Here is a 25,908-nt window from a genome sequence, read left to right as displayed (position 1 = left end):
TGATCCGGGCCCAGGACTGAGAAATTTCCGCGTCGCCAGGCGCGGCCGCCCGGTTTAGCCTCCCCGGAAAACCGGGGGAGCGGGTGGATGAAGAGTTTCTGGTTGCTGCTGGGCATGGCGTTCGTGGACCTGGCCATTGCCGGCGCCATGACAGGCCGTGGCGAGCGGGGCCTGGCGCTGCTTTTCATGGGCCTGGCGGTGGTGATGGCTGCGTTTGCGCTGTTCGGGAAACCGGAGCTTCGCCGCGATCCGCGGGGCCGCCTCCAGGAAGTCGATCCGCCGTTCGCCAAACTCCTGGGCGGAGCCGGCGCACTCGCCATCCTGGTAGCGGCTGGCTACGTCGCCGTCTCCACCAGTCGACCGGAACCCGCGCCGCTGCCGCAGCGCCCGGCGCCCGCGGTGCTTGCTGCGTCCGGCCCCGCCGAGTCCCCGGAGCCGGATCTCCCACCCGCGCACCGGCCGCCGGCGGGAAACTGGCTCCACAAGTGTGTCGACAGCGCCGGGCTCGCCAGCTTCCAGTCCGCGCCCTGTCCTGCCGATAGTCGGGAGGCGTGGCGCCGCGCGGTTACTCCCGAGCATGAACCGGTCCGGCCGCGTGTCCGCCTCGCCACGCGCCCGAGGGTCCAATACACGCAAACATCCCCGGGCAATTCCAGCCGCCGGAAAGCCAGCGAGGATGCGGCTGCATGCCAGGCCGCCAGGGAAGCGGATCGTCGCTATCGGGCCCAGCCACTGAGGCTGGTTACGCACGATGGTCTTCGCCGGCATGGGGATGCGATCCGCGATGCCTGCGACTGAGGTCACCGGCTGCCGGGTTGCGAATCCGCAGGGGCAGGCGAGGGCAGTGATGCTTACATCGGCAAGCAGTGCTACGCGTTGTTCAGCCTGACGTTCATGGGGCGAGAGAAAATTTCGCCCGGTGGTGGGCACCCCATTTCTTGGCCGCTACAGTCGGGGTCGATTCCTCACCCTGGTGGAAAGTCACCCATGAAATCCTTAGCCATCGCACTCGCCCTGGCGGTCGCCTTGCCCGTGGCCGCCAAGGACAAGCCCTTCGAACGTCCGGTCCAGGTACGCGTTGATGTCAGCGCCGAAGGTCGCGTGGTTGCCGCCGATGCGGTGGGCGATCTTCCCGAGTCGCTGGCCCGCATCGCCGAGGCCGCCGTCAAGGACGTCGAGTTCGAGCCGGCACAGGTGAACGGGCAGCCGGCCAGCAGCCGCACGACCCTGGACGTAAAGATGCGCTTTACGCCGGAGAGTGACGACAGCGTCAGCGCCGAGGCCCTGGCCATCGAGGCGAGCAAGCCGATGTTCCATCCGCCGCGCTATCCGATGCGGGCGGCCCAGCGCGGCTACGGTGCGCGCGTGGTGATGAAGATGCAGCTCACTGCCGATGGGCGGGTCGACGTGGAACGTTCCGGACTGCATGACATTTCGCTTTGGCATGGGGGCCGCAAACTCGAGCGCTCCCAGGCCCACCGTGACGAATTCGTCGCAGAAGTGATGAAGGTGATGGAGCACTGGCGTCCGGTGATCGAGGAAGTCGACGGCGCGCCGGTCTCGACGGTTTGGCGGGTGCCGGTGACGTTCTGTCCGCCGGGCCGCGCCAGGCTTTGCGACCAGATCAAGGCCGATGCCACGCAGTCGGCCTCACGCACGGCCGACACGGACGGCATTCGCCTGGCCAGCCTAAAGGCGCCGGTCGGCGGCGCATCGGGTTCCTGAAGCGCGTCGCCCGCCGGCGCCGGCGGGCGACGCGCCTGGGCTGGCGCGGGCCACCCTGATGCAGGCATGCTCCCAGCATCGTGAAAGCTGCCTACGACGCCCAGAACCTCATCGACGCCCAGCTGGTCTGCGACCTGCTGCACAGCGCCGGCATCCCCGCGCGGGTGACCGGCGCCGGGCTGCTCGGCGCCGCCGGCGAACTGCCGGCCATCGGCGTGGTGCAGGTGATGGTGCTCGAAGACGATCTCGAACGTGCCCGCGCGGTCGTTGCCGACTGGGAGTCCGGCGACATTCCCGATGAAGCCGAGCTTGAGCGACTGGCGATGCAATCGCCCGATCGTGACTTCGACCTCCTGGCCTGACTGCGCGCCGGATGGCCAGCAAGCCCCCCAAGACTGAAATCCTGCGCCCGCTGCCCCCGGAAGCCCAGGCCGAGCTGGCCCAGGCAAAACGGCTGCTTGAATCCCCGGGGCTGGCGATGCAGCTGGCCAATGTCATCGGCGCACCGATCGAAGGCCTGATGGCGCGCTTGCCCGGCCCCGCTGCGCGGCTGGTGGATCGCGCCAGCCACAAGGCGGTGGAAACGGCCTTCGAGGCGGCGCGGCGCACGCTGCGCGATCAAACCCCCGGCCAGGTCGCCAGCCCGCGCCTGCACAAGTTCGCCGTCGCCGGCACGGGTGCGATTGGTGGGTTCTTCGGGCTGCCCGGGCTGCTGGTGGAATTGCCGGTCACGACCGCCGCGATGCTGCGCTCGATCACCGACATCGCCCGCAGCGAGGGCGAATCCGCCAGCGACCCGGAAACCCGCCTGGCCTGCCTGGAAGTGCTGGCCCTGGGCGGTCGCCGCAGCGACGACGACGGCGCGGAATCGGGCTACTTCGCAACGCGGGCGGCGCTGGCCCAACAAGTCACTGCAGCCACGCGCTACGTCGCCGGCGGCATGGGCACCGGCACGGCGCCTGCGCTGGTGCAGCTGGTGAACGGCATTGCCAGCCGATTCTCGATACCGGTTACGCAAAAAGCGCTGGCTCAGGCCGCACCCCTGATCGGCGCGGCCACCGGCGCCACGCTCAACCTGATCTTCATCAATCATTTCCAGTCGGTCGCGCGCGGGCATTTCGTGGTCCGCAGGCTCGAGCGCGTGCATGGCATCCATGAGGTGCGGGCGGCTTACGCCTCGTTGGCACCCCGGCCGCAGAAATGACAACGGGCCCGCTTTCGCGGGCCCGTCCGGGCGTCCCTGCCTTGCTTGGGTGCCGCGTCCCTAGTGGCGGGCCTCCATGGCCCACTTGCGCTCGCGCATGGTGTCGTGGTGCTGCTGCACCTTGGGCAGGTAGCTGAGCAGCGATTCCTTGACCGCCTTGGGCGCGTCGTCGCGCTTGATGACGTCATGGAAGGCGGCCATCAGGCGATCCTCGCTCTTCTCGAGCTGGGAGACGTAGGCATAGTCGCCGTGCTCCTTCGCCATCTCGGCGCGCACCGTCGAATAAAACTGGTGCAGGCTGCCACGCAGGCTTCCTTCCGTCGCGGGCTCGCCGGCTTCGGCGCGCACTTCGCGGGACATGCTGCCCACCAGGCCCTGCTTGGATTCGGCGATCTCGCCGAACAGGCTGCGCAACTGCGGATTGGTCACGGCCTTGGCCGCGTCGGCATAGAACTCGGCGCTGTCGCGCGTCGCCTGGATGAGTTCGTTGAGGGTTTCCACCTTTTCCTGGCGGAGTTCGGGGTTGTTGGTCGTCATCAGGATTTCTCCTTTTGTTTCGGCCGTTGATCTGCCTGCAGGGTGATCTCTTGTTGCGACGAATGGTTCTCCTGCAGCACGGGGAAGGCTAGCGTCGCCCGGCTGAATCTCGCGTTATCAGTGTGAATTCAAAGCGGGTCCTTCTCGGCTTTCGGTCGCGAACGCCGGTCACCGAGAAGCGAACTGAGCAACAAGGCAACGCCAAGGATCACCGCGACGAACAGCATCAGCAGGGCCAGCACCGGATAGCCGAAGGCGGTGTGCCGCGTATCGACGTCCATGATCAGGGCGGCGCCGACGACCAGTGCCGCGGCGAAGACGCCGGCCGTGATGCGGTTGGCGATCTTCTGCATGCTCTGTATCAGGTAGGCCTCTTCCAGGCCGGCCAGGTGCACGCGGAAGCGGTTGTCGGCCAGGGTGCGCAGCAGCACCGAGATGCGCTGCGGTGCTTCGCGCACCAGTTCCTGCACCTCAAGTACTTCGGTCGCCAGGCGGCCCAGATCGAGCGTGCCCAGCGTGCGTTCGCGCAGCATGCCGTGCATGTGGCGTCGCAGGACTTCGCGCAGCGAGGCCTCCGGGTCGAGTGCCAGGATCACCGCTTCGAGATTGAGCAGGGTCTTGCCCAGCAAGGTCAGCTCGGCCGGCGGTTTGAGGCCGCAGCGGCCACCCAGCTCCACCAGCTTGAGCAGGAAGCCGCCTTCGGATTCGGTCCAGGTGGTCGCGGACGAAAAGCGCGCCACGAGCCGTGCGGCCTCGCGCGAGAAACGCGGCTCGTCGAAATCCTCGAGACGCGTGCCCATGTGGATGAAGGTTTCCGCGGCCTGTTCGCCGCGGCCGTCGATGGTCGCCACCACCAGCTTGAGCAGCTGGTCGCGCAGGCGTGGCGGCACGTAGCCGACCATGCCCAGGTCGAGCAGCGCCAGCCGGTGGTCGGGCGTGAGCTTGACGTTGCCCGGGTGCGGGTCGGCATGGATCAGCCCGTGCACGAAGACCTGGTCCAGGTAGGCCTTGCCCAGGTCGTGCGCCAGGGGCGCCAGGTCGACTTCGGTGCGCAGCACGTCCGGGATCGCGGTGACCTGGATGCCGTCGACGTGGTCCATCACCAGCACCCGGCGCCGGGTGTAGTCCCAGACCGGCAGCGGCACGTCGATGCGCTCGAACCCGGCCAGGCGTTCGTGGAAGGTTTCGAGGTTGTCGGCTTCCTGGCGATAGTCGAGCTCGGCCCGCACCGTGGCCCGGAACTCGTCGAGCCAGTCGTGGAAGCCGTAGCGTTCGCCAGCCTTGCTCACCAGGCCCAGCGAACGGATCAGCCGTTCGACCGCCGCCAGGTCGGTGTCCACCCGCGCCGCCAGGTCCGGCCGCTGCACCTTCACGGCGACACGTCGGCCGCTGGGCAGGACGGCCCGGTGCACCTGCGCGAACGATGCCGTACCGATCGGCACCGGATCGAATTCGCTGAACAGCTTGCCGATCGGCGCTCCCAGCTCTTCCTCGATGGCGCGGGTGATCAGCGGCACCGGCGTGGGCTCGGCATCGTCCTGCAAACGCGCCAGGGCCAGCTGGTAATCCGGTGGCACCAGGTCGGGGCGCGTGGACAGCATCTGGCCCAGCTTCACGAAGGTCGGACCCAGGGCCTCGAGGTCGCGGGTGAAGGCTTCCGCATCCTCGCTGGCATCCACCGGCTCGACGCCGGGCGGCTGTTCGCTGCGGGGCCGGAAGACCGGCGAAGCACGGTGTTTGAGCAGGAAGGCGCTGATCGCGGCCAGGCGGCTAGCCTCTGACATCCGGGTGGCTCCCTTGGTGCCGACGGGGCGGCGTACCCCCTGGATGCTGGCCCGTCGAACCTGAACAGGGCAAGGAACGGCGCGCGTGCCGTTCAGGTTGGACGGGACGGCCGGCCCCGCCGCTGCCGCTCGCGGGACCACGGCGGGCGGCGTAGATTGGGGCCTTCACGCCCCTGGAGCCCGCCCATGTCCGTCGCTTCCCGTACTGCCCTGACCCTGTCTATCGCCGTTTCGCTGTCGCTGGGGCTGGCGGCCTGCCAGCAATCGCCCGCTCCTTCCCCGGGCACCGGTACCGAGGCGAAGACGGCGGCTGAAACCGTGGCGCGGCCTTCGCGACAGTACGACATCGAGGAGTTCGTCGAGTCGACGGGTGTCGGTGGCGCGTCCTTCAGCGCCGACGAGTCGCGGATCCTGTTCTCGTCGAACAAGTCCGGCGTCTGGAATGCCTACACGATGCCGGCACAGGGTGGCGAGTGGACCGCGGTGACGAACTCGGACACCGACAACATCTACAGCGAGGCCTTCTTCCCGAACGACGACCGCGTGCTGGTCAGCCGCGACCAGGGCGGCAACGAACTCGACCACCTGTACGTGATCGAAGCCGACGGCAGCGAACGCGACCTGACGCCGGGCGAAAACCTCAAGGCCGGGTTCATGGGGTTTGGCCATGATGGCCAGTCGTTCTTCGTGATCAGCAATGAACGGGACCCGCGTTTCTTCGACGTTTATCGCTATGACGCCGACGATTACGAGCGCGAACTGGTCTACCGCAACGAAGCCGGCTACGAGCCGGGCGAGATTTCCCCCGACGGCCGCTGGCTGGCCCTGGGCGAGACCCACACCACCAACGACAGCGACCTGCACGTGGTCGAACTCGCCACCGGTGAAGTCACCAAGGTGTCCGAGCACGAAGGCCAGGCGCAGTTCGCGGCCGAAGCCTTCAGCCCCGACGGCGCGTGGCTCTATTACACCGCCAACGATCGCGGCGAATTCGCCGGGCTGCGACGGGTGAACCTGGCGACCTGGGCCCACGAGCCCGTGCGTTCGGCCGACTGGGACATCGTCGACGCGGCGCTCTCGCACGACGGCACCTACCTGGCCGTGGCCACCAACGTCGATGGCAGCACCGGCGTGCAGCTGTTCGAAACCGCCACCGGCGAGGAAGTCGCGCTGCCCGATTTCCCGGCCGGCGAAGTGCGCAACCTGCGGGTCTCGCGCTCGGAGGACAAGCTGGCCTTTTACCTCAACGGCGATCGCCAGCCCAACGACCTGTACGTGCTTGACCTCGCCGCAGGCGGCGAACCGAAACAGCTGACGACCTCGCTCAACCCGGCCATCGATCCGGCCGACCTGGTCGATTCGCGCGTGGTGCGCTTCGACAGCTTCGACGGCATGCCGATCCCGAACATCCTGTGGAAGCCGCACCAGGCCAACGCCGACAACCCGGTGCCGGCCCTGGTCTGGGTGCACGGCGGGCCGGGTGGCCAGACCACCCGCGCGCATTCGCCGCTGATCCAGTACCTGGCCAACCACGGCTACGTCGTGCTGGGAATCAACAACCGCGGCAGCTCGGGCTATGGCAAGACCTTCTTCGCCGCCGACGACGGCAAGCACGGCCGCGAGCCGCTTTGGGACACGGTCGAAGCCAAGAAGTACCTGCAGAGCCTGGACTACGTCGACGACGACAGGATCGGCATCATCGGCGGCAGCTACGGCGGCTACATGGTGCTCTCGGCCCTGGCCTTCCAGCCCGGGGAATTCAAGGTGGGCGTGAACATCTTCGGTGTCTCGAACTGGCTGCGCACGCTCGAGTCGATCCCGCCGTACTGGGAATCCTTCCGCGAAGCGCTTTATCAGGAAATCGGCAACCCCGAGACCCAGCGCGATTTCCTGATCGAAACCTCGCCGCTGTTCCACGCCGACAAGATCAACGTGCCGCTGATGGTGCTGCAGGGGGCCAACGACCCGCGCGTGATCAAGCCCGAGTCCGACGACATCGTCGCGGCGGTGGAGAAAAACGGCGTGCCGGTGGAATACGTGGTGTTCGACGACGAGGGCCACGGGTTCTCCAAGAAGAAGAACCAGATCGAGGGCTATGGCCGGATCCTTGCCTTCCTCGATACCCACCTGAAAACGGCGACGCCTGCCGACGCGTCGCCGGCAGACGCTGCGCCGGCGGAATAAGCGATGCGCCGGTTACTGCTCGCGTTCTGTTGCCTGGGACTGGCCGCGCCGGCCGCGGCCGACTCCCTGTACAAATGCACGGACAAGGAGGGTGCGGTCAGCATCCTGTCCGTGCCGTGTCCGGCCGGCAGCACCCAGGTGTGGAAACGCGACGCCACGCCCGAGGCCGGCCCCAGTGTCGAAGAGCTCGCTGCGCGCGCCGCATTGGCCGAGGCGGAGGCGCGGCGTGCGGCCGAACAGGCGCGCCAGGCCGAAGCCGAACGCCTGGCCGAACAGCAACGGCTCGAGGCCGAGGCCAAGGCCCTGGCGGAAGAAGAGGCCGGCAACCGGACGCGCATCAAGAGTGATTGCACCAAGGCGCACGAATTTTCCGAAGCCGCGCTGGAAAAGGAATGGCTGCGCCTGACCGAAGCCCAGCAGGCCGAGCTGCGCAACTGGGTGGTCGCGCAGTGCGCACACGTGTACGAACGATGATTTTTCCCGACGCCTGACGCGAAGGCTTCGGGCGGCACCTCGGGCAGTCCGCCGATGCCTGCCGAAGGCACGCTGCGGTGCACTGGCACCTCCGCCAGGAGCCCGCCATGCCCCTCGTTTCCGTCGTCCTGATCCCCCTGCTGCTGGCTTCGGCGCCGCCGGCCGCAACCGACCTGCGCAAATGCGTGGGGGCCACGGGAGCCGTCAGCTACCAGACGCTTCCCTGCGCCGAAGGTGCCCGCCAGGCCTGGGTGCAGCCGATCAAGCCCGGGTCGGCGCCGCCGCCGCCGAAGTCGCAGGCATCTTCGCGCCCGCGCAGCCAGCCGTCCCCGCAGGCGCCGGCGAAAACCGCGCGCCGGCCAGCCCCCCGGCGCGCCAGCGCCGCCGACCTTCGCCGCCAGCGCTGCGAGAAGGCCCGGCGCGAGGCCGACGACCTGCGCGACCGGCTCTGGAACAAGCTCGATTTCCAGCAACGCTCCGAGCTGGACGCAAAAGTCGCCCGGGCCTGCGCAAGGTGACGCCCCCGGAGCGATAATGGCCGGATGCACGCTCCCTCCAACCTTCGCGGCATCGTCGCGATGCTGCTGGCCGTCGGCTTTTTCTCGCTGATGGACGGCGGCCTCAAGCAACTGGCCGGCCACTATCCGCCGATGCAGGTGGCGGCGCTGCGCGGCCTGTCCGGGCTGCCGCTGGTGCTGGCCTGGGTGGCGGCCACCGGTTCGGTGATGGGGTTGATGAAGGTGCGGTGGCGGCTGCACCTGCTGCGTGCGGCACTGTCGATCGTGATGCTCTCGGCCTTCGCGTTCGCGCTGCGCCAGATGCCCATGACCAGCGCCTACGCGATCTTCTTCGTGGCGCCGCTGCTGATCACGGCGCTGTCGGTGCCGATGCTGGGTGAAACGGTCGGCCCGCGGCGCTGGACGGCCATCGGCCTGGGCCTGGTCGGCGTGCTGGTGGTGCTGCGGCCGACCGGCGAGGGTCTGTTCGGCTGGGCCGGGCTGGCCGTGGTCGTGGCGGCCGCCGGGTATGCCCTGTCGGCCATCCTCGTGCGGATATTGCATCGCACCGACAGCGGCCAGAGCATGGTGTTCTGGATGCTGGTGATGACGGCCGTGGGCGCGTCGGCGCTGGCCTGGCCGGGCTGGGTGCCCCTGCGGGCGAGCGACGCCTGGGTGATCGCCGGGGTCGGCGTCACCGGGTTCCTGGGCCAGGTGGCGATCACCGAAGCGTTCCGGTCCGGCGAAGCCTCGGTCGTGGCCCCGTTCGAGTACAGCGCCCTGGCCTGGGGCCTGGGCCTGGACCTGCTGATCTGGGGCGTGCTGCCCGATGGCTGGACCTTCTTCGGCGCCGGTATCATCGTCGCCAGCGGTCTTTACCTGGTGCATCGCGAGCGCGTGCTCGGGCAGCGCCCGGCCGGCTGAGCCCGGGTCCGTGGCGAAGGGTTTATGCTTCGGCTTCACTTGTTTCCCGGGTTATTCCGCATGTCTGAACGCCTGCCCCTCGCCGTCCTCCTGTCCGCCAGCCTGCTGACCGCCTGCGGCGGGAAAGAACCGGCGCCGGCCACCGGGCCGGCCGACGATGCCCAGGCCGCGGCGAAAACCTTCGTCGCCGGGTCGGACTGGGGTCCTTGCCGGATCCAGGGCCTGCGGCTCCCCTTGGCCGCGCGCCTGTTCGTCATCGACGGCGGCACGCCGACGCCAGGCGCCGAACCGGGCCGGGAAATGATTCGCCGCGTGGACATCGCCGTGCCCGGACCCGTGGCCCTGCTGATGACCGCGCCGGAAGCCACGGCCTGGCACGTCCGTCCGGGGCCCGAAACCGAGGTGCGCGCACTGGTTGCGCTCGGTGAAGAACCCCAGCGCATCACCGGCCTGGGCCTGGGCGACCATCGGCATGAAGCGTCGGCCGCCATGGGTGCCGAGTGCGCGGGTTACCTGATGCGTGGCGGCGCTGGCCCGGCCCTGGCCGAGGCGACCGACCAGATCTTCGGCAAGCCGCATGACGCGATCTACCAGATGCGCATCGGCAGCGTGATCATTGGCGGCAGCGATCCCACGCTCGACCAGCCGGTGGGCCAGTGACGCCGCAGGCTTCGGGCTTCGGCCTGGTCGGTTTCGACGGCGACGATACGCTCTGGCACAGCGAAGGGTTCTACCGCGCCGCCCACGCCGAATTCGAGACCATCGTCGGGCGCTATGTGGACCTGGCCGATGCCGGCCTGCACGAGCGCCTGCTCGAGACCGAGCGCCGCAACATCAAGCTTTTCGGCTACGGCGCCAAGGGCATGACGCTTTCGATGGTGGAAACCGCCATCGCCCTGACCAGCCAGCGCATCGGCGCGGCCGACATCCACGCCATCGTCGAGCTGGGCAAGGCAGTGATGTCGCATCCGGTCGAGCTCTTGCCGGGCATCCGCGCCGCGGTCGAGGCGGTGGCGCGCGACCGGCCCGTGGTGCTGATCACCAAGGGCGACCTGTTCCACCAGGAGGCGAAGGTCCGCGCCTGCGGCCTGGCCGACCTGTTCCAGCGCATCGAGATCGTTTCCGAGAAGGACGCCGACACCTACGGTCGCGTGCTGGGTGAATTCTCGCTGCCGTCGCGCGACTTCGTCATGGTCGGCAACTCACTGCGCTCGGACATCGAGCCGGTGCTGCGCCTGGGCGGTTGGGGCGTACACATGCCCTACCACGTGACCTGGGCGCACGAACTCGAGCACGGACTGGGCCCGGACCACGCCACGCACATGGAGGTGGCGCAGACCGCCGCCGAAGTGCCCGGGGCGATCGGCTTGCTCGAGGCCCGCCGGGCTCAGTCGAAGGTGTAGCCGAGTCCGACCAGCACCGAGGTCCGGCCGTCCTGGTCCACCAGCGGACTGTCGGTTACTTCCGACGGCAGCCAGGTGTGGCCGGCGCGCGCGAAGAGTTGCCAGCGCTCACCCAGCGGGCGCGTTGCCAGCACCGACACTTCCGGAAACAGCGCCGAGCCCGGCGCATACGCCGGCCGGCCAACGATCGCTTCGCCGGCGCGCACGCCGTAGTAGTAGTCGACCATGTCCTGGCTCTGCCAGCGAAGGGCGAGCGAAGGCAGGATCTGCCAGCCCGCGGCGCGCACCAGGCCGGTCCATGAAACCTCCGCCTCCTGGCCACCGCTGCGGTCGAGCATGTCGGTCGCCAGCGAGGTCTCGAACTGGCCAACGCCCGCCACCCGCCAGCTGGCCGCGACACCGGCGTCGAGCGAGAACTTGCGATCGGCCATGCCGGCCAGGTAGGGCGAATCGGCGGCGTCATAGCCGTCGCCGCGTGCCTGCAGGAAACCACCGAACTCGAAACCGCCCGATTCCGCCAGGACCACGCCGCCGCGCAGGCCCCGCAGGTAGAAGCGCTCGCCCTCGAAGCGCACCAGCGGCACCACCAGCAGGTCTTCGTCGAGCTGTCGGTAGGGCGCGTCGCGCTCGATCGCCAGCAGGCCGACGGTCCAGCGGGGCTGGGGGTCGGGCCCGTCCTGCGCCAGGACCGGCGCCGCGGGGATGCCGAGCGCGAGCGCGAGGGCCAGGGGGAGACGGAAGGGCATGGGGGGAACTCCGGTTCGACGAAGCGTCACTGTCGGTGACGATCCGTCGAACCGGCGTGATTGTCCAGCGTCAGGGCAGGCTGAACACGATCGGCACCAGGGCATAGGCGGCGACCGCGCGCCCCTGGCGCTGGGCCGGGTGGAAGCGCCAGTGCTGCAGCACCTGCGTCCGCGCGGCCTGGTCGAGGGCGCGATGACCGCTGCTGTTTTCGATGGATGCCTCCTGCGGCTGGCCGGTTTCGTCCACCAGCACGCGCAGGGTCACCGTGCCTTCATGGCCGGCGATCAGGGAAGGGCGCGGATAGCGCGGCGCCGGGGCGATGTCGTAGGCCAGGGTCATGACGGCCGGCGGGCCAGGGTTGAAGTCGGTGGGCTCGCTGTTGCCGGTGACGACCGGCGGCGCCTCGATTTCGCCCTGCTCGAACACCGGCGTGCTGTCGATGTCCGGCACCGGCATCGTTTCCACGATGGGCCGCGGTTCGATGCGACGAACCTCGGTCACCGGCTGCGGATCCGGCGGCGGCGTGGTCGGGGGAATGTCGACCGGCGGCAGGGGCTCGACCAGCACGGGTATCGTCTCCGCGCGCGGCGGTTTGGCCGGCGGTGACCAGGTGTTGGGAAACATCAGCGCGCCCAGTACGACCACGTGGACGCAGATGGCCAGGCTGGAGCCGGCGATGCGCTTGGCATCGATGCGTTGCCAGGGCGGGGTGGGGTGGGACGACGGCAGGCTGCGGACCATGGGACACCTCCTTCGGTGGGTGGCACGGGTCTTGAACGTGTCGGCGCCGCCGGTGGGGTTGGCTGTCGCCGTCCGTCGTATGTCTTGAAAGTGCACCCGGGTAGCGGCGGCGCGCAAGCGTTAGGATGTGTTCCATGGCCTCGATCACGATCCCCGCTAAGTGGGTGTTCATTTTCGCGCTGCCGCTGGCGCTCGCCGGCTGCGGCCTGGAGCGCGAAGACAGGGAAGAGGAGGCCGTCGACCCTGCGCTGGCTGCCGTCGTGGCGCCACCCTCCGACGAGCCTTTCGAACGCAGCTGGCAGGGGGTGCTGCCCTGCAGCGACTGCGACGGCATCCGGACCCGGCTGACGCTGCGTCGCGACGACGACGGCAACCAGGACTTCGAGCTCGAGGAAACCTACCTGGGCGAAGACGCCGGCAACCAGTTCACGCTCGCCGGGGCATGGCGCGAGGGTCGGCAGGGCACCGAAAACGGCACCGCCACCGTGTTCCGGCTCGATCCCGACGGCGCCGACCAGTGGTACCAGCTGCAACCCGACGGCAGCCTGGAGCTGCTCGACGGCCAGGGCCGGCCGCGTGCCGACGGCATCGGCCACCGGCTGCAGCGGATCTAGGGTTTCGCGGTCGTTCACCTGGCTGATGCAGAATCAGCGCCGAATCGTCTCACCAGGGAGCCACCCATGAACCGCAAGCTATTCGCAGCCACGCTGGCCTTCGGCCTTGCCGCTTCCACCGGTGCGCAGGCTTTGGTCGACGACATCGCCGTCGGATTCAGCCCCCGGACCGGCGATGCCTGGGTCGATACCCGGCTGGGTGACATCAACGTGTATGCGCGAGGCAACACCGATGGCTTCATCGACGACGTCGTGGTGAGCTTCGGTGCGCCGCGCGTGCTGGTGCGCGATCTTTATTACGACCGGGGGTGGGCGCCCGGCGACATCTACTACGCCTGTGCCATCGCCCACCAGCTGGGGCGCCCCTGCCTGGAGGTTGCGGACTACTACCAGCACAACCGCGGCCAGGGGTGGGGCGTCGTGGCCCAGCGCCTGGGCATCAAACCCGGTTCGGACGCGTTCCACGCGCTCAAGGGCAAGGTCGGCAAGGGCCACGACCGCATGCATGGGCGCGGTGGCCCGAAGGCGTCCGGGGGTTCCCGGGACGGTCGCGAGCAGGGCCCGCCGCCGGGCCGCGGCCAAGGCGGCGGCAAGCCCGACAAGGGCAACAAAGGCGGCAAGGGCAACGGCCGCTGATCGCCGGACTCAGCGCGCGGTGTAACCGCCGTCGATCGCCAGCTCGGCGCCGGTGATGAACTTCGACTCGTCCGAGGCCAGGTAAACCACGCCCCAGGCGATGTCGTCGACGTCGCCCATGTGGCCGAGCGGATGCAGCGCCCCGACGTCGCGGCGGGCTGCCTCGATGTCGGTGGCACCGCTGGCCTTGAGGTGGTTTTCGACCATCGGGGTCCAGATGTAGCCCGGGTGCACCGAATTCACGCGGATGCGATCGGCGGCGTAACACAGCGCATCGGTCTTGCTCATCAGCCGCACCGCGCCCTTGGAGGCGTGGTAGGCGGGCACGTCGGCCGCGCCGACCAGGCCATAGATCGACGAAAGATTGATGATGCTGCCGCCGCCGGCGGCCTTGAGGTGCGGAATCGCGTGCTTGCAGCAAAACAGCACGCCCTTCACGTTCACCGCCTGCACCTTGTCCCACTCGGCCTCGGTGATTTCGTGGGTCAGCTTCGTTGAACCGGAAATGCCGGCGTTGTTGACGACCACGTTGACGCCGCCGAACTCGGCGGCGACGTCGTCGATGGCCCGCTTCACGGCCGGTTCGTCGCTGACGTCCACGTGCCAGTAGCGGGCCCGGCCACCGCGCTCGCGAATGGCCGCGGCTACGGCTTCGCCCTCGTTGTCGTGCAGGTCGAACAGCGCGACGGCGCCGCCTTCTTCGGCCAGGCGTTCGGCGCAGGCGCGGCCGATGCCCAGCGCAGCGCCGGTGACGATGCAAGTCTTGCCTGTGACGCGGTCCATGGGCTGTCTCCCGGGGTGGCTTACCGTCAGATTGCACCGGCTGGGGTCCAGCGACCTTGACCTGTGTCATTCGGCCCGGGCCTGACCCAGGTCAGGGCGACCGCCGGCCGCGGGCGCCAACCTGCCGGGCAACGAGGGAGGATTCGCCATGGCCATGGTCATTGATTGGAATGATTTCGACTCGCACCAGCGCAGCGGCGTCGCCGAAGCGCTGGACGCGGCCGGCGTCGATGCCTGCCCGGACCCCCAGCCCGCCCCGCCGACGCCGGTCGCGCCGGTGGACGTTGACGCCACCGCGGTGGCCGCGGGCCTGGGACTGGATCCGGCGCGGGTGCCCGCGATGGTGGCCGACCGGCGCATCGCCACACTCTGCGAACGCGGCACCGGCGAGGACGCGGGCCTGTTCCGGTTCACCTTCTACTATGCCGGCCAGCGCTTCCGCCTGGTCACCGACGCCGACGGCCGACCGATGCCGCCAGGCTGAGCCTGGCTGGCCGTGGTCGCCGCCGGCGGCCTAAACTGCGCGCCCCACACCGTTCCAAGGCTGGCCACGGGTGTCGTCGTCCCCTTCCCTGAGCGTTGCCCCGATGATGGACTGGACCGACCGGCATTGCCGCGTCTTCCACCGTCTGCTGGCGCCGCATGCGCGTCTGTACACCGAGATGGTGCATGCCCAGGCCGTGATCCACGGGGATCGCGAGCGGCTGCTGGGCTTCGATCCGGTCGAACACCCGGTGGCGCTGCAGCTGGGCGGCTCCGATCCCGCGCACCTGGCCGAGGCCACGCGCATTGGCGCCGACTGGGGCTACGACGAGATCAACCTCAACGTCGGCTGTCCGTCCGACCGCGTGCAGGCGGGGCGATTCGGCGCCTGCCTGATGAAGGAGCCTGCGCTGGTGGCCGATGCCGTGGCCGCGATGATCGCCGCCGCGCCGGCCGGGGTCCCGGTGACGGTGAAGTGCCGGCTGGGCGTGGATGAAATGGAGGACTACGACGTCTTTCGCGCCTTCGTCGACAGCGTTGCCGCGGCTGGCTGCACGCATTTCGTCGTCCATGCCCGCAAGGCCTGGCTGCAGGGCCTCAGTCCGAAGGAAAACCGCGAAATCCCGCCGCTGCGATACGACTGGGTCTACCGGCTCAAGTGCGAGCGCAGCGACCTGCGGGTGGAGATCAATGGCGGCCTGGCGACGGTCACGGACGTCCAGGACGTGCTTGGGCAGGTGGACGGCGTGATGATCGGACGCGCGGCCTACCACGAGCCGTATCGCCTGCACCTGATGGATCGGGCGCTGTTCGAACCGGCCCTGCCGCCGCGCGGCCGGGAGGAACTGCTCGTGGCCATGCGGCCCTACGTGGAAGGCTGCCTGTCGCGCGGCGTCGCGCTCAAGCACCAGTCGCGGCACTGGCTGGGCCTGTTCCACGGACAGCCGGGCGGACGGATTTTCCGCCAGGTGCTCAGCGAGGGGGCGCCGCGACCCGGTGCCGACTGGTCGGTGGTCGAGCGCGCGCTCGAGGCCACGCGCACCGGCTAGCATGGGCGTCCTATCCAGGCGCATGGAGGACTCCCACATGGCATTCGAACTCAAATCGGCGAGCTTCCAGGACGGCGACACGCTGCCGGACCTGCACGTCAAGGCGATGGGCGATACGTCGCCGCACCTTCGCTGGAGCGGTGCGCCGGCGGGCACCCGCAGTTTCGCGATCACCTGCTTCGACCCGGATGCCCCGACCGGCTCCGGGTTCTGGCACTGGACCGTGGCCAACCTGCCGGCGGACACGACCGAAGTGCCGGCGGGCGCGGGCCATCCCGGTGGGCACGACCTGCCGGCAGGCGCGGTGCAGGGTCGAACCGACTTCGGCAGCGTTGGCTACGGCGGCGCGGCGCCGCCGGCGGGCCATGGCAGGCATCGTTATGTCTTCACCGTGTTCGCGGTCGACACCGATCGCCTGGACGTCGGTCCCGACGACTCCGGCGCGGTGTTCGGCTTCAACCTGCACTTCCATACCCTGGCCCGGGCCTCGATCACCGCGACCTACGAGAACCGGGGCGAAGGATGATCACCCGCGACAGCCAGGCCTTCCTGGCCTTTGCGCGGGGCCTGGCGCCGGACTTCGGCCCGGCCTGCGCGCGGGCAGCCTTCCTGGTCGCGCCGGATGGCTTTGTCCTGGCCGAACAATCGGCCAGCGACAATGCCTACATGGACCTGTCGGTGGCCGTGGACCCGCTGCGGGCGTCGGCCCAGCACCGGGCGCTGCACGCCGCGCTGGCGCAGGACCTGCCCGTGGTGTGTTTCCCCGGTGATCCGGACGCGCCCGATGGCCTGTTCCCGAACAACGTTTTCGCCACCGGGCCGGGCATCGTGCTCGTGGGGCGCATGCGCCACCCGGTGCGCCAGCGTGAAGCCGGACGCGCCGATATCCGCGGTTTCTTCACCGGCTTGCTTGGCCGCCGGGAAATCGACCTGCGCGCCCAGCCGGGCGTCTGCGAACTCACCGGCTCCGTGGTGATCGACCGTGCCCGCGGGCTGGCCTACGCCGGCCTGGGGGAACGCTGCGACGAGCCGGGTGCCCGCGCCCTGCATGAGGCGCTGGGACTTCGGGCGACCCTGCTGTTCGACCTGGCTCCCGGCGAATACCACGCCAACGTGGTGATGAGCGTGCTGGCGGGGCGCGCCCTGGTGGTGGCGCCATCGGGATTCGCCGACCCGGGCGTGGCCGAGGCCCTGGCCAGCCTGTATGCCCCCCACGTCGTCCGCCTGACGGCCGCCCAGAAGGCGGCCTTCGCCGGCAATTGCATCGCCCTGCGGGACGACCGGTTACGCATCAGCCAGGCCGGCGCGGACGCGCTGGACCCGGCGCAGCGGGCCAGCCTGGCGGGGGCGGGCTTCGAACTGGCCCCCGTGCCCCTGGACGAGGTCGAGAAGGCCGGCGGCTCCCTGCGCTGCTGTGTCGCCGAAATATACTGACAAGCCGGCCTTGTTCAGGTACAAGTTATTGACGCGCTTAGGGTTCATACCGGATTCACTGCCCGGCGACCAGACTCTGCCGCGTCTTCCGGCTAGCCGGTCCACCCACTCGGAGCTATCCTCCCGCCGATGCTGAACACCCTTCGCCCCTTGCTGTTTTTTGCCGCTTTCGCGCTGGCGCTGCCTGTCTCGGCCGAAGAGGCGCGTGAGCAGAAGGCGGAAATGGGCGAACGCATCCGCCAAGTCGAGCGCGAGGGTGGCCAGGTGCTTCGCGCCGACCGCATGCAGCGCGGCGGCGAAGACGTCTACCGGATCAAGGTGCTCACGCCCGACGGCCGGGTGCGGGTACTGCACGACCAGCGCAAGCCCGAAGTCCGCCCGCCGCCGCGTACCGACCGCCGCAGCCTGATGCTGCGCGAACGTGCCCGGCCCGAGCCGCCGAGCCAGCGCGCCCCCGAAACCCGCCCCGACGCTCGCGAACCCGAAGCACCAACACCCCGTCGTCGCGACGATTGAACCCCTGCCCTGGCCCCACCGGGCCATTCCCCTGTTGAAGGAGACGCCATGCGCGTTCTGCTGGTCGAGGATGAAGCCCCGCTGCGTGAAACCCTTGCCGCGCGACTCAAGCGCGAAGGTTTCGCCGTGGATACCGCTGGTGACGGCGAGGAAGGCCTGTACCACGGCAGGGAAGTTCCCTTCGATATCGCCGTGATCGACCTGGGCCTGCCCAAGATGTCGGGCATGGACCTGGTCAAGGCCCTGCGCGAAGCCGGGCAGAAGTTCCCGATCCTCATCCTGACCGCGCGCTCGAGCTGGCAGGACAAGGTCGAGGGCCTCAAGTCCGGCGCCGACGACTACCTGGTCAAGCCTTTCCACGTCGAAGAGCTGCTGGCCCGCATGAACGCGCTGCTGCGTCGCGCCGCCGGCTGGTCCAAACCTTCGCTCGACTGCGGCCCGGTCCGCCTGGACCTGTCGGCGCAGACCGTCAGCGTCAACGGCTCCGGCGTCGACCTGACCAGCTACGAATACAAGGTTCTCGAGTACCTGATGCTGCACGCCGGTGAGCTGGTGTCCAAGGCCGACCTGACCGAGCACATCTACCAGCAGGACTTCGACCGCGATTCGAACGTGCTCGAAGTTTTCATCGGTCGCCTGCGCAAGAAGCTCGACCCCGACGGTGAGATCAAGCCGATCGAAACCGTGCGCGGTCGCGGCTACCGGTTCGCCATCCCGCGCGACGAGTAGTCCGGCGTGCGCGCCTGGCGCACGCTGTCGCTGCAGGCCCGGCAGATGCTGGCGGCCAGCCTTGCGCTGGTCGCTTTCCTGGGCCTGACCGGCCTCGCGCTCGACCGGGCCTTCGTGGCCACGGCGCAAAACGCCCTGCGCGAGCGCCTGGCCAACCTGGCCAACAGCTACATCCGCGACAGCGAGCTGGACCGGACCCGCGACTTCATTTCGCCCGAAATCCCGCCCGACAGTCGCCTGCTGACGCCCCGGAGCGGGCTTTATGCCACGGTGCGCGGGGAAGGCCTGCGCTGGGAATCGGCGTCGTCCCTGGGGCGGTCACTGCCGCCGGTCGAATTCCTGAAGCCGGGCGAGCGCCGCTTCGAGGGCCCGCTGCGCATCGTCGACGCATCGGGCATGGAAAACAGCGTCTACGGGTATTCCATCGGCGTGATCTGGGTCCCGGCCGACGACTTCCCGCTGACCTTCAGCGTGTTCGAGGACGCGCAGCAGATCGAGAACCAGATTCGCATCTACCGGGCGGCGCTCTGGGGCAACCTGTTGCTCGCGGCCCTGCTGCTGACCATGGTGCAGTTGCTGGTGCTGCGCTGGAGCCTGTTGCCTTTGCGCAACGTCGAGCGCGAGCTCGGGCGCGTGCGCCAGGGTGAAAGCCAGCGGCTCTCGGGCAGGCATCCGCGTGAGCTCGAGTCGATCACCCACGCCATCAATGCCCTGATCGAAAGCGAGCGGACCCATCTCGACCGCAGCCGCAACACGCTGTCCGACCTTGCGCACAGCCTCAAGACGCCCCTGGCCGTGCTGCGATCACGGCTCGATGCGGACGCCAGCCATGCCGAACTGCGTTCCGAGGTCGCGGCCCAGGTCCAGCGCATGAACGAGATCGTCACCTACCAGCTCACCCGCGCCGCACGCACCGGCCATGCCCTGTATTCGGCGCCGATCGAAATCGAGCCGCGTGCCGAGGAAATCGTCGCCGGGTTGGAAAAGGTCTACGCCGGGCGCGGCGTGTTCTGCGAATTCGACATCGATCCGGCCGCGCGCTTCCACGGCGAGCTGGGCGACCTGCAGGAACTGCTGGGCAACCTGCTGGAGAACGCCTTCAAGTGGGCCGACAAGCGCGTGCTGTTGACGGTGTCGGTGGAGCCGGCACCGCCGGAGCGCCGGGCCGGCGTGAACTTCATCGTCGACGACGATGGCCCGGGCATCCCGGCCGAGCGCGTCGATCGCCTGCTCCAGCGTGGTGTCCGCGGCGACGAGCGCGTGCAGGGCCACGGCGTCGGCCTGGCGATCGTGCAGGACATCGTCACTGCCTACCTGGGTGAACTCAGGGTCACCCGGGCCCCGGAACTCGGCGGCGCCCGTTTCAGCGTCCGCATCCCCCCCGCGTACTAACCGCCGGGAATCGGCGACTCGCCGTAAAAACGCTGCAGGTGCCCGGCCACCGCCGGCATTTCCCGCGCCAGCAGCGCCGGTGCCGAAAAATGGTACTCGCTGGCCACGGCGAAGAATTCCTCGGGCGCCTCGGCGGCGTACGCGTCGATGGCGGTGTCCTCGCCGGCATCCACGCGCGCGCAGAACGCGTCGTAGGCCGCCTGGAAGTCGCGGGCCCACTGGCGCTGCCACGCCGCCGGCAGCGGCGGCGTCCCGTCCATGGCGCCGTCGAGGATGTCGATCTTGTGCGCCATCTCGTGCACCACCAGCTGGAAGCCTGCCTCGGGTTCGGCCAGCTCGGCCTGGATGTCGTCCCAGCTCAGCACCAGCGGGCCCTGGTCCCAGGCCTCGCCGGTGAGGTCTTCCGTCCATTCGGCGACGACGCCGGTGTCCTCGTCGTGGTGGCGCCGGCGGACGCGGAACGCGCCCGGATACACCAGCACCTGGCGCCAGCCGTGAAGCCCTTCGGCGCCGAATTCGAGCAAGGGCAGGCAAGCCAGCCCCGCCAGCTGCAGGTGCTGCTGCGGATCGAGCGCCAGGCCCTGCAGCGGGGTGATGGTTTTTTCGTCCAGGAATCGGGCGACGAGCGCGTGCAGCCGCGTACGCCGGTCCGGCGCCAGGCGTGCCAGGAAGGGCAGGGACCGCGCCAGCGCATCGCACTGGTCGGACGACAGCGTCGGGGCGGACTTGGCGGCGCGAAGCCGCCGGAACAGGGATTTCATGCCCGATGCGTGCGGGCCGCGACCTTGCCGGGCACGTCCTGCCGGGTCAGCGGATCATGCCGGGCAGCAGGGAGTTCCATCGCGGGGCGGGACGACCGGAGGCGCCGCTGCTGCGTGGACGGACCGGGGCGGTGGCGCCCGGCGCGGGGCTGGTCTCGCCGACGCTGCTCTCGACCGGCTTTTCGGCTTCGGTGGCTGCTTTCGCACACGAACCCGACTCGGCCGTCGCGGGTGCCGGCTCGGCCGCCTGGATCGTGGCGGCGGCGAACAAGAGGCTGAGGCTTAGCGCGATACGAAACATGGACGACACCTGCAGTGGCGGGACACCCTGAGGGATGCGCGGGGATGCCGAAAGGTTGCACCCGATTCTACCGATTGCGCCGGCGGCCGCCAGTGCCCGTTTTGCGGCACTGCAGCATGGACAAGCGCGTGCGTTCGGGCAGACTCCGGCGGCACATGAATGCCGCCAACCTGACCTTTCCCAGCCCGCTGATTCGTGGCCCGGCCCTGCGCCGCGCGCTCATCGCCGGTGCCCGCCGGGTCATCGCCCAGCGCGAGATGCTCAACAAGATCAACGTCTTCCCGGTGCCCGACGGCGACACCGGCAGCAACCTGGCCTTCACCCTGGGCGGCGTGCTGACCGGTGCATTGAGCCGGCGCGGGCAAGGGGCCGGCGACTTGCTGCGGCGGGTCGGCGAGGACGCGGTCGACGGTGCCCGGGGCAATTCGGGCGCCATCCTGGCGCAGTTCCTCACCGGCGTCGCCGAGGCGGCGGGCAACGCCCGCACCCTGGAGCCGCCGGCGCTGGCACGGGCGGTGCGGGCCGGTGCGACCTCGGCCCGGCAGGCGCTCTCGGATCCGCGCGAGGGGACCATCCTGAGCGTCATCAGTGCCTTTGCCGACGGCCTGGAGCCTGCTGCCGACGGCGATCTCGCCCGGTGGTTCCGGGACGCGCTCGAGCGCAGCCGCCAGGCGCTGGCCGCGACGCCGACCCAGCTCGCGGTGCTGGCCAGGGCCGGGGTGGTGGACGCCGGCGCCCAGGGATTCGTCGACCTGCTCGAAGGGATCCACGAGTTCATCGCCTCCGGCGCCGTGGATGCATCGGGGCTTGCCGACGACCTGCCCGGCGACCTGGAGGCCGCCCAGGTCCACGGCGAACTTGCCGAGGCCGATCCCGAACACCGCTGGTGCAGCGAATGCCTGCTGGTGGGCGAGGGCATGGATCGCGCCGGGCTGCGCGACGCGGTCGACGCCCTGGGCGCTTCATGCGTGGTGATCGCGGGCAGCACGTCGCGCCTGCGGCTGCATGCGCACGTGTCCGAACCCTGCCAGCTGTTCGACACCGCCGGCCGCTTCGGCCGGGTGGAGAACACCAAGGCCGACGACATGCACGCCCAGGCCCGCACCGCAGCGGGCGCCGCCGGCGTGGCGATCATCACCGACAGCGCCGCCGACCTGCCGGCCGGGGAGATGAAGCGCCTGAACGTGCACATGGTGCCGGCGCGGGTGAATTTCGGTGACCAGGATTTCCTGGACAAGGTCGGCCTGTCGACGGCGGAGTTCTACCGCAAGCTGCGCACCGAAGCGGTGCTTCCACGCACCAGCCAGCCGCCGCCGGGTGATTTCCGCCGGCAGTTCGAATTCCTGCTCTCGCACCACCGCGAACTGGTCTACGTCGGCCTGTCGCGGGCGGTGTCGGGCACGCTGCAGTCGGCGGAAACGGCGGCGCAGCGCGGCCATCCGGACCGCACCCACGTTTTCGACACCGGCAATGCCTCGACCGGCGAAGGCCTGCTGGTGATACGGGCCGGCGAACTGGCCGCGGCGGGCGCCACGCCAGCGCAGATTCTCGCCGAGCTCGAACGGCTCAAGCCGCTGACGCTCACCTGGGCGCTGGCGCGGGACATCAGCCACGCGGTGCGTGGCGGCCGCATCCCGTCCTGGGCCAAGGCGCCGGCGGAGTGGTTGGGGCTGACGCCGATTGCCCGGGTCAAGGCCAGTGGCAAGCTCGGCGTCGTCGCCGGCCTGTTCGGCAAGCACCGCGTGCCCGAGCGTTATGCGGCCTACGTGGCCCGGCGCGCGCCGACGGGCGTGCGGCTGCGCCTGATGGTGGGCCACTGCGATGCCGCGTCCGATGGCCAGCGGGTGCTCGATGCGCTGCGCGAACGACTGGCACCCGAGCAGTCGTGGCTGGTCGAGACCGGTTCGGCGGTCGGCGCGCACGCCGGGCCCGGGGCGCTGGTGGTTTCCCTGCAGCCGGCAAACTAGGCCGCGACTGACGGCTGCGTGGGCGTGGCCCATAATGCCGGCATGATCGTCGCGGTCCTCATCCTGCTTGCCTACCTGCTTGGTTCGCTGTCCGGCAGCCTGTTGCTGGGCAAACTGCGTGGCGTCGATATCCGGACCCAGGGCAGCGGCAACGCCGGTGGCACCAATGCCCTGCGCACCCAGGGCTGGAGATTCGCCCTGGGCACCGTGCTGGTGGACGTGGGCAAGGGCGCGCTGGCGGCCTGGCTGGCGCTGCGCTTTGGTGCCGGCGTCGCCTGGCTGCCCTACGCCGCGGCGGCGGCCGCGGTGCTGGGCCATGTCTATCCGGTGTTCCATGGGTTCCGCGGCGGCAAGGGTGCCGGCACCCTGGTCGGTGCGCTGCTGGTGCTGTGGCCGATCGCGGTGGCGGTGCTGATCGGAGCCTGGCTGCTGGTGCTGGCGGCCACGGGTTTCGTCGGACTGTCCACGATCATTGCCGGCGCCACCCTGGTGCCGCTCGCGCTGGCGACCGGCGGTGCCCCGGAGCGGCTGGCGTTCGTGGTCGTGCTGGCGTTGTTCCTGGTCTTCACCCATCGCGGCAACCTGGCACGGTTGCGTGCCGGCACCGAACCGCGCTTCGAACGCGCGCGCCTGCTGCGCCGGAGCCGGGCATGAGCACGCGCACCCTGCTCATGCGCCTGGCCCGCGGGCCGGCTTCGGGCGCCGACCTGGCCGCCGAACTGGGCATCACCCGCAGTGCGGTCTGGAAGCGCATCCAGGTCCTGCGCGCCGCCGGCGTCGACGTACTCGCCACGCCCGGCAACGGCTACTCGCTGGCGCGTCCGCTGGACCTGGTCGACGCCGAAAGCCTGCTGGCCGGGCTTTCGGCGGATGCCCGCGCGCACCTGGCTGGCCTGACGCTCGACTTCGAGACCGACTCGACCAATGCCCAGGCCCTGCGCCAGCCGGCACCGGAGCAGGGCGTGCAGGCCTGGCTCGCCGAGCGCCAGACCGCCGGTCGCGGTCGGCGAGGCCGACCCTGGGCCTCGCCGCTGGCCGCGCACGTGTACATGAGCCTGTCGCGCCGGTTCGACACGGGTGTTGCCGCGCTGCAGGGACTGAGCCTCGCCGTCGGCGCCGCCACCGCCCAGGCGCTGCACCGCCTGGGATTCGATCGCGTCGGCCTGAAGTGGCCGAACGACCTGCTCGCCGACGGTCGAAAGCTGGGTGGAATCCTGGTGGAAATCCGCGGTGACGCCGCCGGACCGCTGCAGGTGGTGGTCGGCCTCGGGCTGAACGTGGCGATGCCGGCTTCGGCCGGCGCCGGCATCGACCAGCCCTGGTGCGACCTGGCCGCGCTGTCGCCAACGCCACCGCGTCGAACCGAGCTCTGCGTTGCGTTGCTCGATGCCCTGGTGCCGCTGCTGGCACGCTTCGAATCCGAGGGGCTGGCGCCGTGGCAGGACACCTGGGCCCGCCTGGACCTGCTGGCCGGCAAACCGGTGCGGCTTGAACACGCCGGCCGGCCCATCGACGGCATTGCGCTGGGCATCGATGCCGAGGGCGCGCTGCGATTGCGCACTGCCGACGGCGAGCAGCGCTGCCATGCCGGCGAAACGAGCCTTCGCGCGGCATGAACTGGCTGCTCGACCTCGGCAATTCCCGCCTGAAGCTGGCCGCCTGGCCAGCCTCCGGCGAGCTGGGCGATGTCCAGGCCTGGTCGCATGGCGCCACCGACTTCCCCGCCACCCTGCAACCCTGGCTGGCGCAACTGCGCCAGGGCGACACCTGCTGGCTGGCCTCGGTCGCCGGGCCGGACGTCACCGCGGCCGTCGCCGGCCAGCTGGCCAGCCACGGCTGCCCGGCCCAGCGCGTGCGCACCCTTGCCGAGGCGGCCGGCGTACGCATCGCCTACGCCGAACCTTCGCGCCTGGGCGTGGACCGGTTCCTGGCGCTGCTGGCCGCGCGCGCACGCGGCCCGGGGCCTTGGCTGCTGGTGTCGGCGGGCAGCGCGCTCACCGTCGATTTGCTCGACGCCGACGGCCTGCATCGGGGCGGCGTCATCGCCCCCAGCCCGGAACACATGCGGGCGGCACTGGCGGCCCGCTTCCCGGCCCTGGCCTATGCGGGTGGCGAGGCGCATGCGTTCGCTGCCGACACCGCCGATGCGCTGGCCGGCGGCAGCCTGGGCGCGGCGGCCGGCCTGGTCGAGCGCAGCCAGCGCGAAGCGACCCGCTTGCTCGGCACGGCCCCGGTCGTGTTGGTCGGAGGCGGCGGTGGCCAACGGCTGGCCGCGGCACTTGAACTGGATGTCGAGCCGGCGCCTGCGCTGGTGCTGGAAGGACTGGCGGTCTACGCCGAGAACGTGGGAGCAACGGCGTCATGATCACCAGGAACCTCGTGGTGCTGCTGGCCTGCATGAACCTTGCCGTGGCCCTGTGGTGGTTTGCGCACGAATCGCCCGTCGCCAGCCCGCCGCCGTCGCTGGAGTCCGGCGTCGGTGGCCTGGTGCTGCTCGGCGAGGCCGAAGCCCCGGCCCCGGCCGATGCCGCCGAGCTGGCCGGCGTGCCGCTGCCGATGCCTGACAGCCCGGTGTGCCTGAGCCTGGGTCCGTTCGGCACGCCGGCCGAACTGCGTGCGGCGATGAATGCACTGACGCCGCTGGCGGCGCGCATCCAGTACCGGGAAGTGCCTGCCACCCAGGTGCGCGGCTACCGCGTTTTCCTGCCGGCGTCGGGCAGCCGCGAACAGGCGCTGGCCGCGGCCCGGCAGCTGGCCGCCCGCGGCGTGCGCGACTATTACGTGGTGACCGCCGGCGACCAGGAAAACACCGTTTCCCTCGGCCTGTTCAACGAACTGGACAATGCCGAGAAGCGCCGCGAGGAAATCGCCGCGCAAGGCTTCAGCGCGCGCCTGGAGCCGCGCACCGAACAGGCCACGCAGTGGTGGATCGACCTGGTGGGCGACGCAGGACTGGACTGGTCGGCGGCGCTGGGTCAGCCTCGGGACATCGAAGCCCGCAGCGGTGAATGCGACTAGCCGGT

Annotated in this window: 31 protein-coding genes; 24 read left to right on the top strand and 7 right to left on the bottom strand. The window is 69.8% G+C overall.

Going from position 1 to position 25,908, the window contains the following annotated elements; all coding sequences use genetic code 11:
• The first annotated feature begins 87 nt into the window (after positions 1-87).
• The 4 genes from N788_RS05330 (at position 88) to N788_RS05315 (ending at position 2,929) form a co-directional block, all read left to right on the top strand.
• Positions 88-798: a hypothetical protein gene (locus N788_RS05330; RefSeq protein ID WP_034221992.1), complete on the top strand. Its 711-nt coding sequence runs from the start codon at positions 88-90 to the stop codon at positions 796-798.
• Positions 799-987: 189 nt separating this feature from the next.
• On the top strand, positions 988-1,725 hold the full coding sequence (locus tag N788_RS05325) for a TonB C-terminal domain-containing protein (RefSeq protein ID WP_034221990.1): 738 nt from the start codon (positions 988-990) through the stop codon (positions 1,723-1,725).
• Between the two features lie 80 nt (positions 1,726-1,805).
• Positions 1,806-2,087, top strand: coding sequence for a putative signal transducing protein (locus N788_RS05320; RefSeq protein ID WP_051924389.1), 282 nt, complete (start codon positions 1,806-1,808; stop codon positions 2,085-2,087).
• A gap of 11 nt (positions 2,088-2,098) precedes the next feature.
• Positions 2,099-2,929: an EcsC family protein gene (locus N788_RS05315; protein WP_051924388.1), complete on the top strand. Its 831-nt coding sequence runs from the start codon at positions 2,099-2,101 to the stop codon at positions 2,927-2,929.
• A gap of 60 nt (positions 2,930-2,989) precedes the next feature.
• On the opposite strand, the gene N788_RS05310 is transcribed toward N788_RS05315, so the two are convergent.
• Both N788_RS05310 and N788_RS05305 read right to left on the bottom strand, forming a co-directional pair.
• Complete coding sequence (locus tag N788_RS05310) at positions 2,990-3,466, bottom strand: PA2169 family four-helix-bundle protein (RefSeq protein ID WP_051924387.1); 477 nt, start codon at positions 3,464-3,466, stop codon at positions 2,990-2,992.
• Between the two features lie 128 nt (positions 3,467-3,594).
• Positions 3,595-5,250, bottom strand: a complete 1,656-nt coding sequence (locus tag N788_RS05305) for an ABC1 kinase family protein (protein WP_084695899.1) — start codon at positions 5,248-5,250, stop codon at positions 3,595-3,597.
• A gap of 186 nt (positions 5,251-5,436) precedes the next feature.
• On the opposite strand from N788_RS05305, the gene N788_RS05300 reads away from it, so the two are divergent.
• From N788_RS05300 to N788_RS05275, 6 genes are all read left to right on the top strand, one after another.
• Positions 5,437-7,434, top strand: coding sequence for a S9 family peptidase (locus N788_RS05300; protein WP_084695898.1), 1,998 nt, complete (start codon positions 5,437-5,439; stop codon positions 7,432-7,434).
• Positions 7,435-7,437: 3 nt separating this feature from the next.
• Positions 7,438-7,908 (top strand): DUF4124 domain-containing protein, encoded by a 471-nt coding sequence (locus tag N788_RS14945; protein ID WP_034221987.1) that lies wholly within the window; start codon positions 7,438-7,440, stop codon positions 7,906-7,908.
• Positions 7,909-8,015: 107 nt separating this feature from the next.
• Complete coding sequence (locus N788_RS05290) at positions 8,016-8,426, top strand: hypothetical protein (protein ID WP_034221984.1); 411 nt, start codon at positions 8,016-8,018, stop codon at positions 8,424-8,426.
• Positions 8,427-8,450: 24 nt separating this feature from the next.
• Positions 8,451-9,329 carry a DMT family transporter gene (locus N788_RS05285; RefSeq protein WP_034221981.1) on the top strand — a complete coding sequence of 293 codons (879 nt, stop codon included), beginning with the start codon at positions 8,451-8,453 and terminating at the stop codon, positions 9,327-9,329.
• Between the two features lie 60 nt (positions 9,330-9,389).
• Complete coding sequence (locus N788_RS05280; protein ID WP_034221978.1) at positions 9,390-9,989, top strand: hypothetical protein; 600 nt, start codon at positions 9,390-9,392, stop codon at positions 9,987-9,989.
• Positions 9,986-10,732 carry an HAD family hydrolase gene (locus N788_RS05275; protein WP_034221975.1) on the top strand — a complete coding sequence of 249 codons (747 nt, stop codon included), beginning with the start codon at positions 9,986-9,988 and terminating at the stop codon, positions 10,730-10,732. The genes N788_RS05280 and N788_RS05275 overlap by 4 nt, the downstream gene beginning before the upstream one ends.
• On the opposite strand, the gene N788_RS05270 is transcribed toward N788_RS05275, so the two are convergent.
• Both N788_RS05270 and N788_RS05265 read right to left on the bottom strand, forming a co-directional pair.
• Positions 10,717-11,478 carry a MipA/OmpV family protein gene (locus tag N788_RS05270; protein WP_051924386.1) on the bottom strand — a complete coding sequence of 254 codons (762 nt, stop codon included), beginning with the start codon at positions 11,476-11,478 and terminating at the stop codon, positions 10,717-10,719. The genes N788_RS05275 and N788_RS05270 overlap by 16 nt on opposite strands.
• Before the next feature lie 70 nt (positions 11,479-11,548).
• Positions 11,549-12,220 carry an energy transducer TonB gene (locus N788_RS05265; RefSeq protein ID WP_034221972.1) on the bottom strand — a complete coding sequence of 224 codons (672 nt, stop codon included), beginning with the start codon at positions 12,218-12,220 and terminating at the stop codon, positions 11,549-11,551.
• A 134-nt stretch (positions 12,221-12,354) separates the two neighbouring features.
• On the opposite strand from N788_RS05265, the gene N788_RS13810 reads away from it, so the two are divergent.
• Both N788_RS13810 and N788_RS13805 read left to right on the top strand, forming a co-directional pair.
• Positions 12,355-12,834, top strand: coding sequence for a copper resistance protein NlpE (locus N788_RS13810; RefSeq protein ID WP_051924385.1), 480 nt, complete (start codon positions 12,355-12,357; stop codon positions 12,832-12,834).
• A gap of 66 nt (positions 12,835-12,900) precedes the next feature.
• Positions 12,901-13,470 (top strand): hypothetical protein, encoded by a 570-nt coding sequence (locus tag N788_RS13805; protein ID WP_051924384.1) that lies wholly within the window; start codon positions 12,901-12,903, stop codon positions 13,468-13,470.
• 9 nt (positions 13,471-13,479) lie between these two features.
• On the opposite strand, the gene N788_RS05250 is transcribed toward N788_RS13805, so the two are convergent.
• Positions 13,480-14,253 (bottom strand): SDR family NAD(P)-dependent oxidoreductase, encoded by a 774-nt coding sequence (locus N788_RS05250; protein ID WP_034221970.1) that lies wholly within the window; start codon positions 14,251-14,253, stop codon positions 13,480-13,482.
• A gap of 148 nt (positions 14,254-14,401) precedes the next feature.
• On the opposite strand from N788_RS05250, the gene N788_RS14940 reads away from it, so the two are divergent.
• The 7 genes from N788_RS14940 to N788_RS05215 all read left to right on the top strand — a co-directional run bounded on the left by N788_RS14940 (position 14,402) and on the right by N788_RS05215 (position 19,856).
• On the top strand, positions 14,402-14,737 hold the full coding sequence (locus N788_RS14940) for a DUF6522 family protein (protein ID WP_211250682.1): 336 nt from the start codon (positions 14,402-14,404) through the stop codon (positions 14,735-14,737).
• Between the two features lie 70 nt (positions 14,738-14,807).
• Entirely contained in the window at positions 14,808-15,785 is a 978-nt protein-coding gene (gene dusA / locus N788_RS05240; RefSeq protein ID WP_034221956.1) for a tRNA dihydrouridine(20/20a) synthase DusA, read from the top strand.
• Between the two features lie 37 nt (positions 15,786-15,822).
• Positions 15,823-16,311, top strand: coding sequence for a YbhB/YbcL family Raf kinase inhibitor-like protein (locus N788_RS05235; RefSeq protein ID WP_084695901.1), 489 nt, complete (start codon positions 15,823-15,825; stop codon positions 16,309-16,311).
• Positions 16,308-17,219 (top strand): arginine deiminase-related protein, encoded by a 912-nt coding sequence (locus N788_RS05230; protein WP_034221952.1) that lies wholly within the window; start codon positions 16,308-16,310, stop codon positions 17,217-17,219. Before N788_RS05235 ends, N788_RS05230 begins: the two co-directional genes overlap by 4 nt.
• Positions 17,220-17,348: 129 nt before the next feature.
• On the top strand, positions 17,349-17,735 hold the full coding sequence (locus N788_RS05225; RefSeq protein WP_034221949.1) for a PepSY domain-containing protein: 387 nt from the start codon (positions 17,349-17,351) through the stop codon (positions 17,733-17,735).
• Positions 17,736-17,783: 48 nt separating this feature from the next.
• A complete protein-coding gene (locus tag N788_RS05220; protein WP_034221944.1) occupies positions 17,784-18,464 on the top strand; it encodes a response regulator transcription factor in 681 nt (226 codons plus the stop codon).
• A 45-nt stretch (positions 18,465-18,509) separates the two neighbouring features.
• Positions 18,510-19,856, top strand: a complete 1,347-nt coding sequence (locus N788_RS05215; RefSeq protein WP_051924393.1) for an ATP-binding protein — start codon at positions 18,510-18,512, stop codon at positions 19,854-19,856.
• Here the strand turns inward: N788_RS05215 and N788_RS05210 are convergent.
• Both N788_RS05210 and N788_RS05205 read right to left on the bottom strand, forming a co-directional pair.
• Complete coding sequence (locus N788_RS05210) at positions 19,853-20,608, bottom strand: M90 family metallopeptidase (RefSeq protein ID WP_425476476.1); 756 nt, start codon at positions 20,606-20,608, stop codon at positions 19,853-19,855. The genes N788_RS05215 and N788_RS05210 overlap by 4 nt on opposite strands.
• 55 nt (positions 20,609-20,663) lie before the next feature.
• Positions 20,664-20,918: a hypothetical protein gene (locus N788_RS05205; protein WP_152560383.1), complete on the bottom strand. Its 255-nt coding sequence runs from the start codon at positions 20,916-20,918 to the stop codon at positions 20,664-20,666.
• A 155-nt stretch (positions 20,919-21,073) separates the two neighbouring features.
• Here N788_RS05205 and N788_RS05200 point away from each other — a divergent pair, with 155 nt between their 5' ends.
• The 5 genes from N788_RS05200 to N788_RS05180 are packed head-to-tail and all read left to right on the top strand — an operon-like array spanning position 21,074 to position 25,903.
• Entirely contained in the window at positions 21,074-22,885 is a 1,812-nt protein-coding gene (locus tag N788_RS05200; protein ID WP_034221932.1) for a DegV family protein, read from the top strand.
• A gap of 42 nt (positions 22,886-22,927) precedes the next feature.
• Entirely contained in the window at positions 22,928-23,539 is a 612-nt protein-coding gene (plsY, locus tag N788_RS05195; protein ID WP_034221929.1) for a glycerol-3-phosphate 1-O-acyltransferase PlsY, read from the top strand.
• Positions 23,536-24,501, top strand: coding sequence for a bifunctional biotin--[acetyl-CoA-carboxylase] ligase/biotin operon repressor BirA (gene birA, locus N788_RS05190; RefSeq protein WP_034221926.1), 966 nt, complete (start codon positions 23,536-23,538; stop codon positions 24,499-24,501). The genes plsY and birA overlap by 4 nt, the downstream gene beginning before the upstream one ends.
• Positions 24,498-25,250: a type III pantothenate kinase gene (locus tag N788_RS05185; RefSeq protein WP_034221923.1), complete on the top strand. Its 753-nt coding sequence runs from the start codon at positions 24,498-24,500 to the stop codon at positions 25,248-25,250. Before birA ends, N788_RS05185 begins: the two co-directional genes overlap by 4 nt.
• A complete protein-coding gene (locus tag N788_RS05180) occupies positions 25,247-25,903 on the top strand; it encodes an SPOR domain-containing protein (RefSeq protein WP_034221920.1) in 657 nt (218 codons plus the stop codon). Before N788_RS05185 ends, N788_RS05180 begins: the two co-directional genes overlap by 4 nt.
• Positions 25,904-25,908 lie beyond the last annotated feature (5 nt).

This window comes from Arenimonas donghaensis DSM 18148 = HO3-R19, from assembly GCF_000743535.1.
GTDB lineage: Bacteria > Pseudomonadota > Gammaproteobacteria > Xanthomonadales > Xanthomonadaceae > Arenimonas > Arenimonas donghaensis.
The sequence above is the reverse complement of the archived record's forward strand: the minus strand, read 5'-3'. Positions and strand labels throughout refer to the sequence as shown.

What these genes read in the sequence shown, in the direction of transcription:
- N788_RS05330 (WP_034221992.1), top strand. Translation starts at nt 88, where the DNA reads ATGAAGAGTTTCTGGTTGCTGCTGGGCATGGCGTTCGTGGACCTGGCC.
- N788_RS05325 (WP_034221990.1), top strand. Translation starts at nt 988, where the DNA reads ATGAAATCCTTAGCCATCGCACTCGCCCTGGCGGTCGCCTTGCCCGTG.
- N788_RS05315 (WP_051924388.1), top strand. Translation starts at nt 2,099, where the DNA reads ATGGCCAGCAAGCCCCCCAAGACTGAAATCCTGCGCCCGCTGCCCCCG.
- N788_RS05310 (WP_051924387.1), bottom strand. Translation starts at nt 3,466, where the DNA reads ATGACGACCAACAACCCCGAACTCCGCCAGGAAAAGGTGGAAACCCTC.
- N788_RS05305 (WP_084695899.1), bottom strand. Translation starts at nt 5,250, where the DNA reads ATGTCAGAGGCTAGCCGCCTGGCCGCGATCAGCGCCTTCCTGCTCAAA.
- N788_RS05300 (WP_084695898.1), top strand. Translation starts at nt 5,437, where the DNA reads ATGTCCGTCGCTTCCCGTACTGCCCTGACCCTGTCTATCGCCGTTTCG.
- N788_RS14945 (WP_034221987.1), top strand. Translation starts at nt 7,438, where the DNA reads ATGCGCCGGTTACTGCTCGCGTTCTGTTGCCTGGGACTGGCCGCGCCG.
- N788_RS05290 (WP_034221984.1), top strand. Translation starts at nt 8,016, where the DNA reads ATGCCCCTCGTTTCCGTCGTCCTGATCCCCCTGCTGCTGGCTTCGGCG.
- N788_RS05285 (WP_034221981.1), top strand. Translation starts at nt 8,451, where the DNA reads ATGCACGCTCCCTCCAACCTTCGCGGCATCGTCGCGATGCTGCTGGCC.
- N788_RS05280 (WP_034221978.1), top strand. Translation starts at nt 9,390, where the DNA reads ATGTCTGAACGCCTGCCCCTCGCCGTCCTCCTGTCCGCCAGCCTGCTG.
- N788_RS05270 (WP_051924386.1), bottom strand. Translation starts at nt 11,478, where the DNA reads ATGCCCTTCCGTCTCCCCCTGGCCCTCGCGCTCGCGCTCGGCATCCCC.
- N788_RS05265 (WP_034221972.1), bottom strand. Translation starts at nt 12,220, where the DNA reads ATGGTCCGCAGCCTGCCGTCGTCCCACCCCACCCCGCCCTGGCAACGC.
- N788_RS13810 (WP_051924385.1), top strand. Translation starts at nt 12,355, where the DNA reads ATGGCCTCGATCACGATCCCCGCTAAGTGGGTGTTCATTTTCGCGCTG.
- N788_RS13805 (WP_051924384.1), top strand. Translation starts at nt 12,901, where the DNA reads ATGAACCGCAAGCTATTCGCAGCCACGCTGGCCTTCGGCCTTGCCGCT.
- N788_RS05250 (WP_034221970.1), bottom strand. Translation starts at nt 14,253, where the DNA reads ATGGACCGCGTCACAGGCAAGACTTGCATCGTCACCGGCGCTGCGCTG.
- N788_RS14940 (WP_211250682.1), top strand. Translation starts at nt 14,402, where the DNA reads ATGGCCATGGTCATTGATTGGAATGATTTCGACTCGCACCAGCGCAGC.
- N788_RS05235 (WP_084695901.1), top strand. Translation starts at nt 15,823, where the DNA reads ATGGCATTCGAACTCAAATCGGCGAGCTTCCAGGACGGCGACACGCTG.
- N788_RS05230 (WP_034221952.1), top strand. Translation starts at nt 16,308, where the DNA reads ATGATCACCCGCGACAGCCAGGCCTTCCTGGCCTTTGCGCGGGGCCTG.
- N788_RS05225 (WP_034221949.1), top strand. Translation starts at nt 17,349, where the DNA reads ATGCTGAACACCCTTCGCCCCTTGCTGTTTTTTGCCGCTTTCGCGCTG.
- N788_RS05220 (WP_034221944.1), top strand. Translation starts at nt 17,784, where the DNA reads ATGCGCGTTCTGCTGGTCGAGGATGAAGCCCCGCTGCGTGAAACCCTT.
- N788_RS05215 (WP_051924393.1), top strand. Translation starts at nt 18,510, where the DNA reads ATGCTGGCGGCCAGCCTTGCGCTGGTCGCTTTCCTGGGCCTGACCGGC.
- N788_RS05205 (WP_152560383.1), bottom strand. Translation starts at nt 20,918, where the DNA reads ATGTTTCGTATCGCGCTAAGCCTCAGCCTCTTGTTCGCCGCCGCCACG.
- N788_RS05200 (WP_034221932.1), top strand. Translation starts at nt 21,074, where the DNA reads ATGAATGCCGCCAACCTGACCTTTCCCAGCCCGCTGATTCGTGGCCCG.
- plsY (WP_034221929.1), top strand. Translation starts at nt 22,928, where the DNA reads ATGATCGTCGCGGTCCTCATCCTGCTTGCCTACCTGCTTGGTTCGCTG.
- birA (WP_034221926.1), top strand. Translation starts at nt 23,536, where the DNA reads ATGAGCACGCGCACCCTGCTCATGCGCCTGGCCCGCGGGCCGGCTTCG.
- N788_RS05185 (WP_034221923.1), top strand. Translation starts at nt 24,498, where the DNA reads ATGAACTGGCTGCTCGACCTCGGCAATTCCCGCCTGAAGCTGGCCGCC.
- N788_RS05180 (WP_034221920.1), top strand. Translation starts at nt 25,247, where the DNA reads ATGATCACCAGGAACCTCGTGGTGCTGCTGGCCTGCATGAACCTTGCC.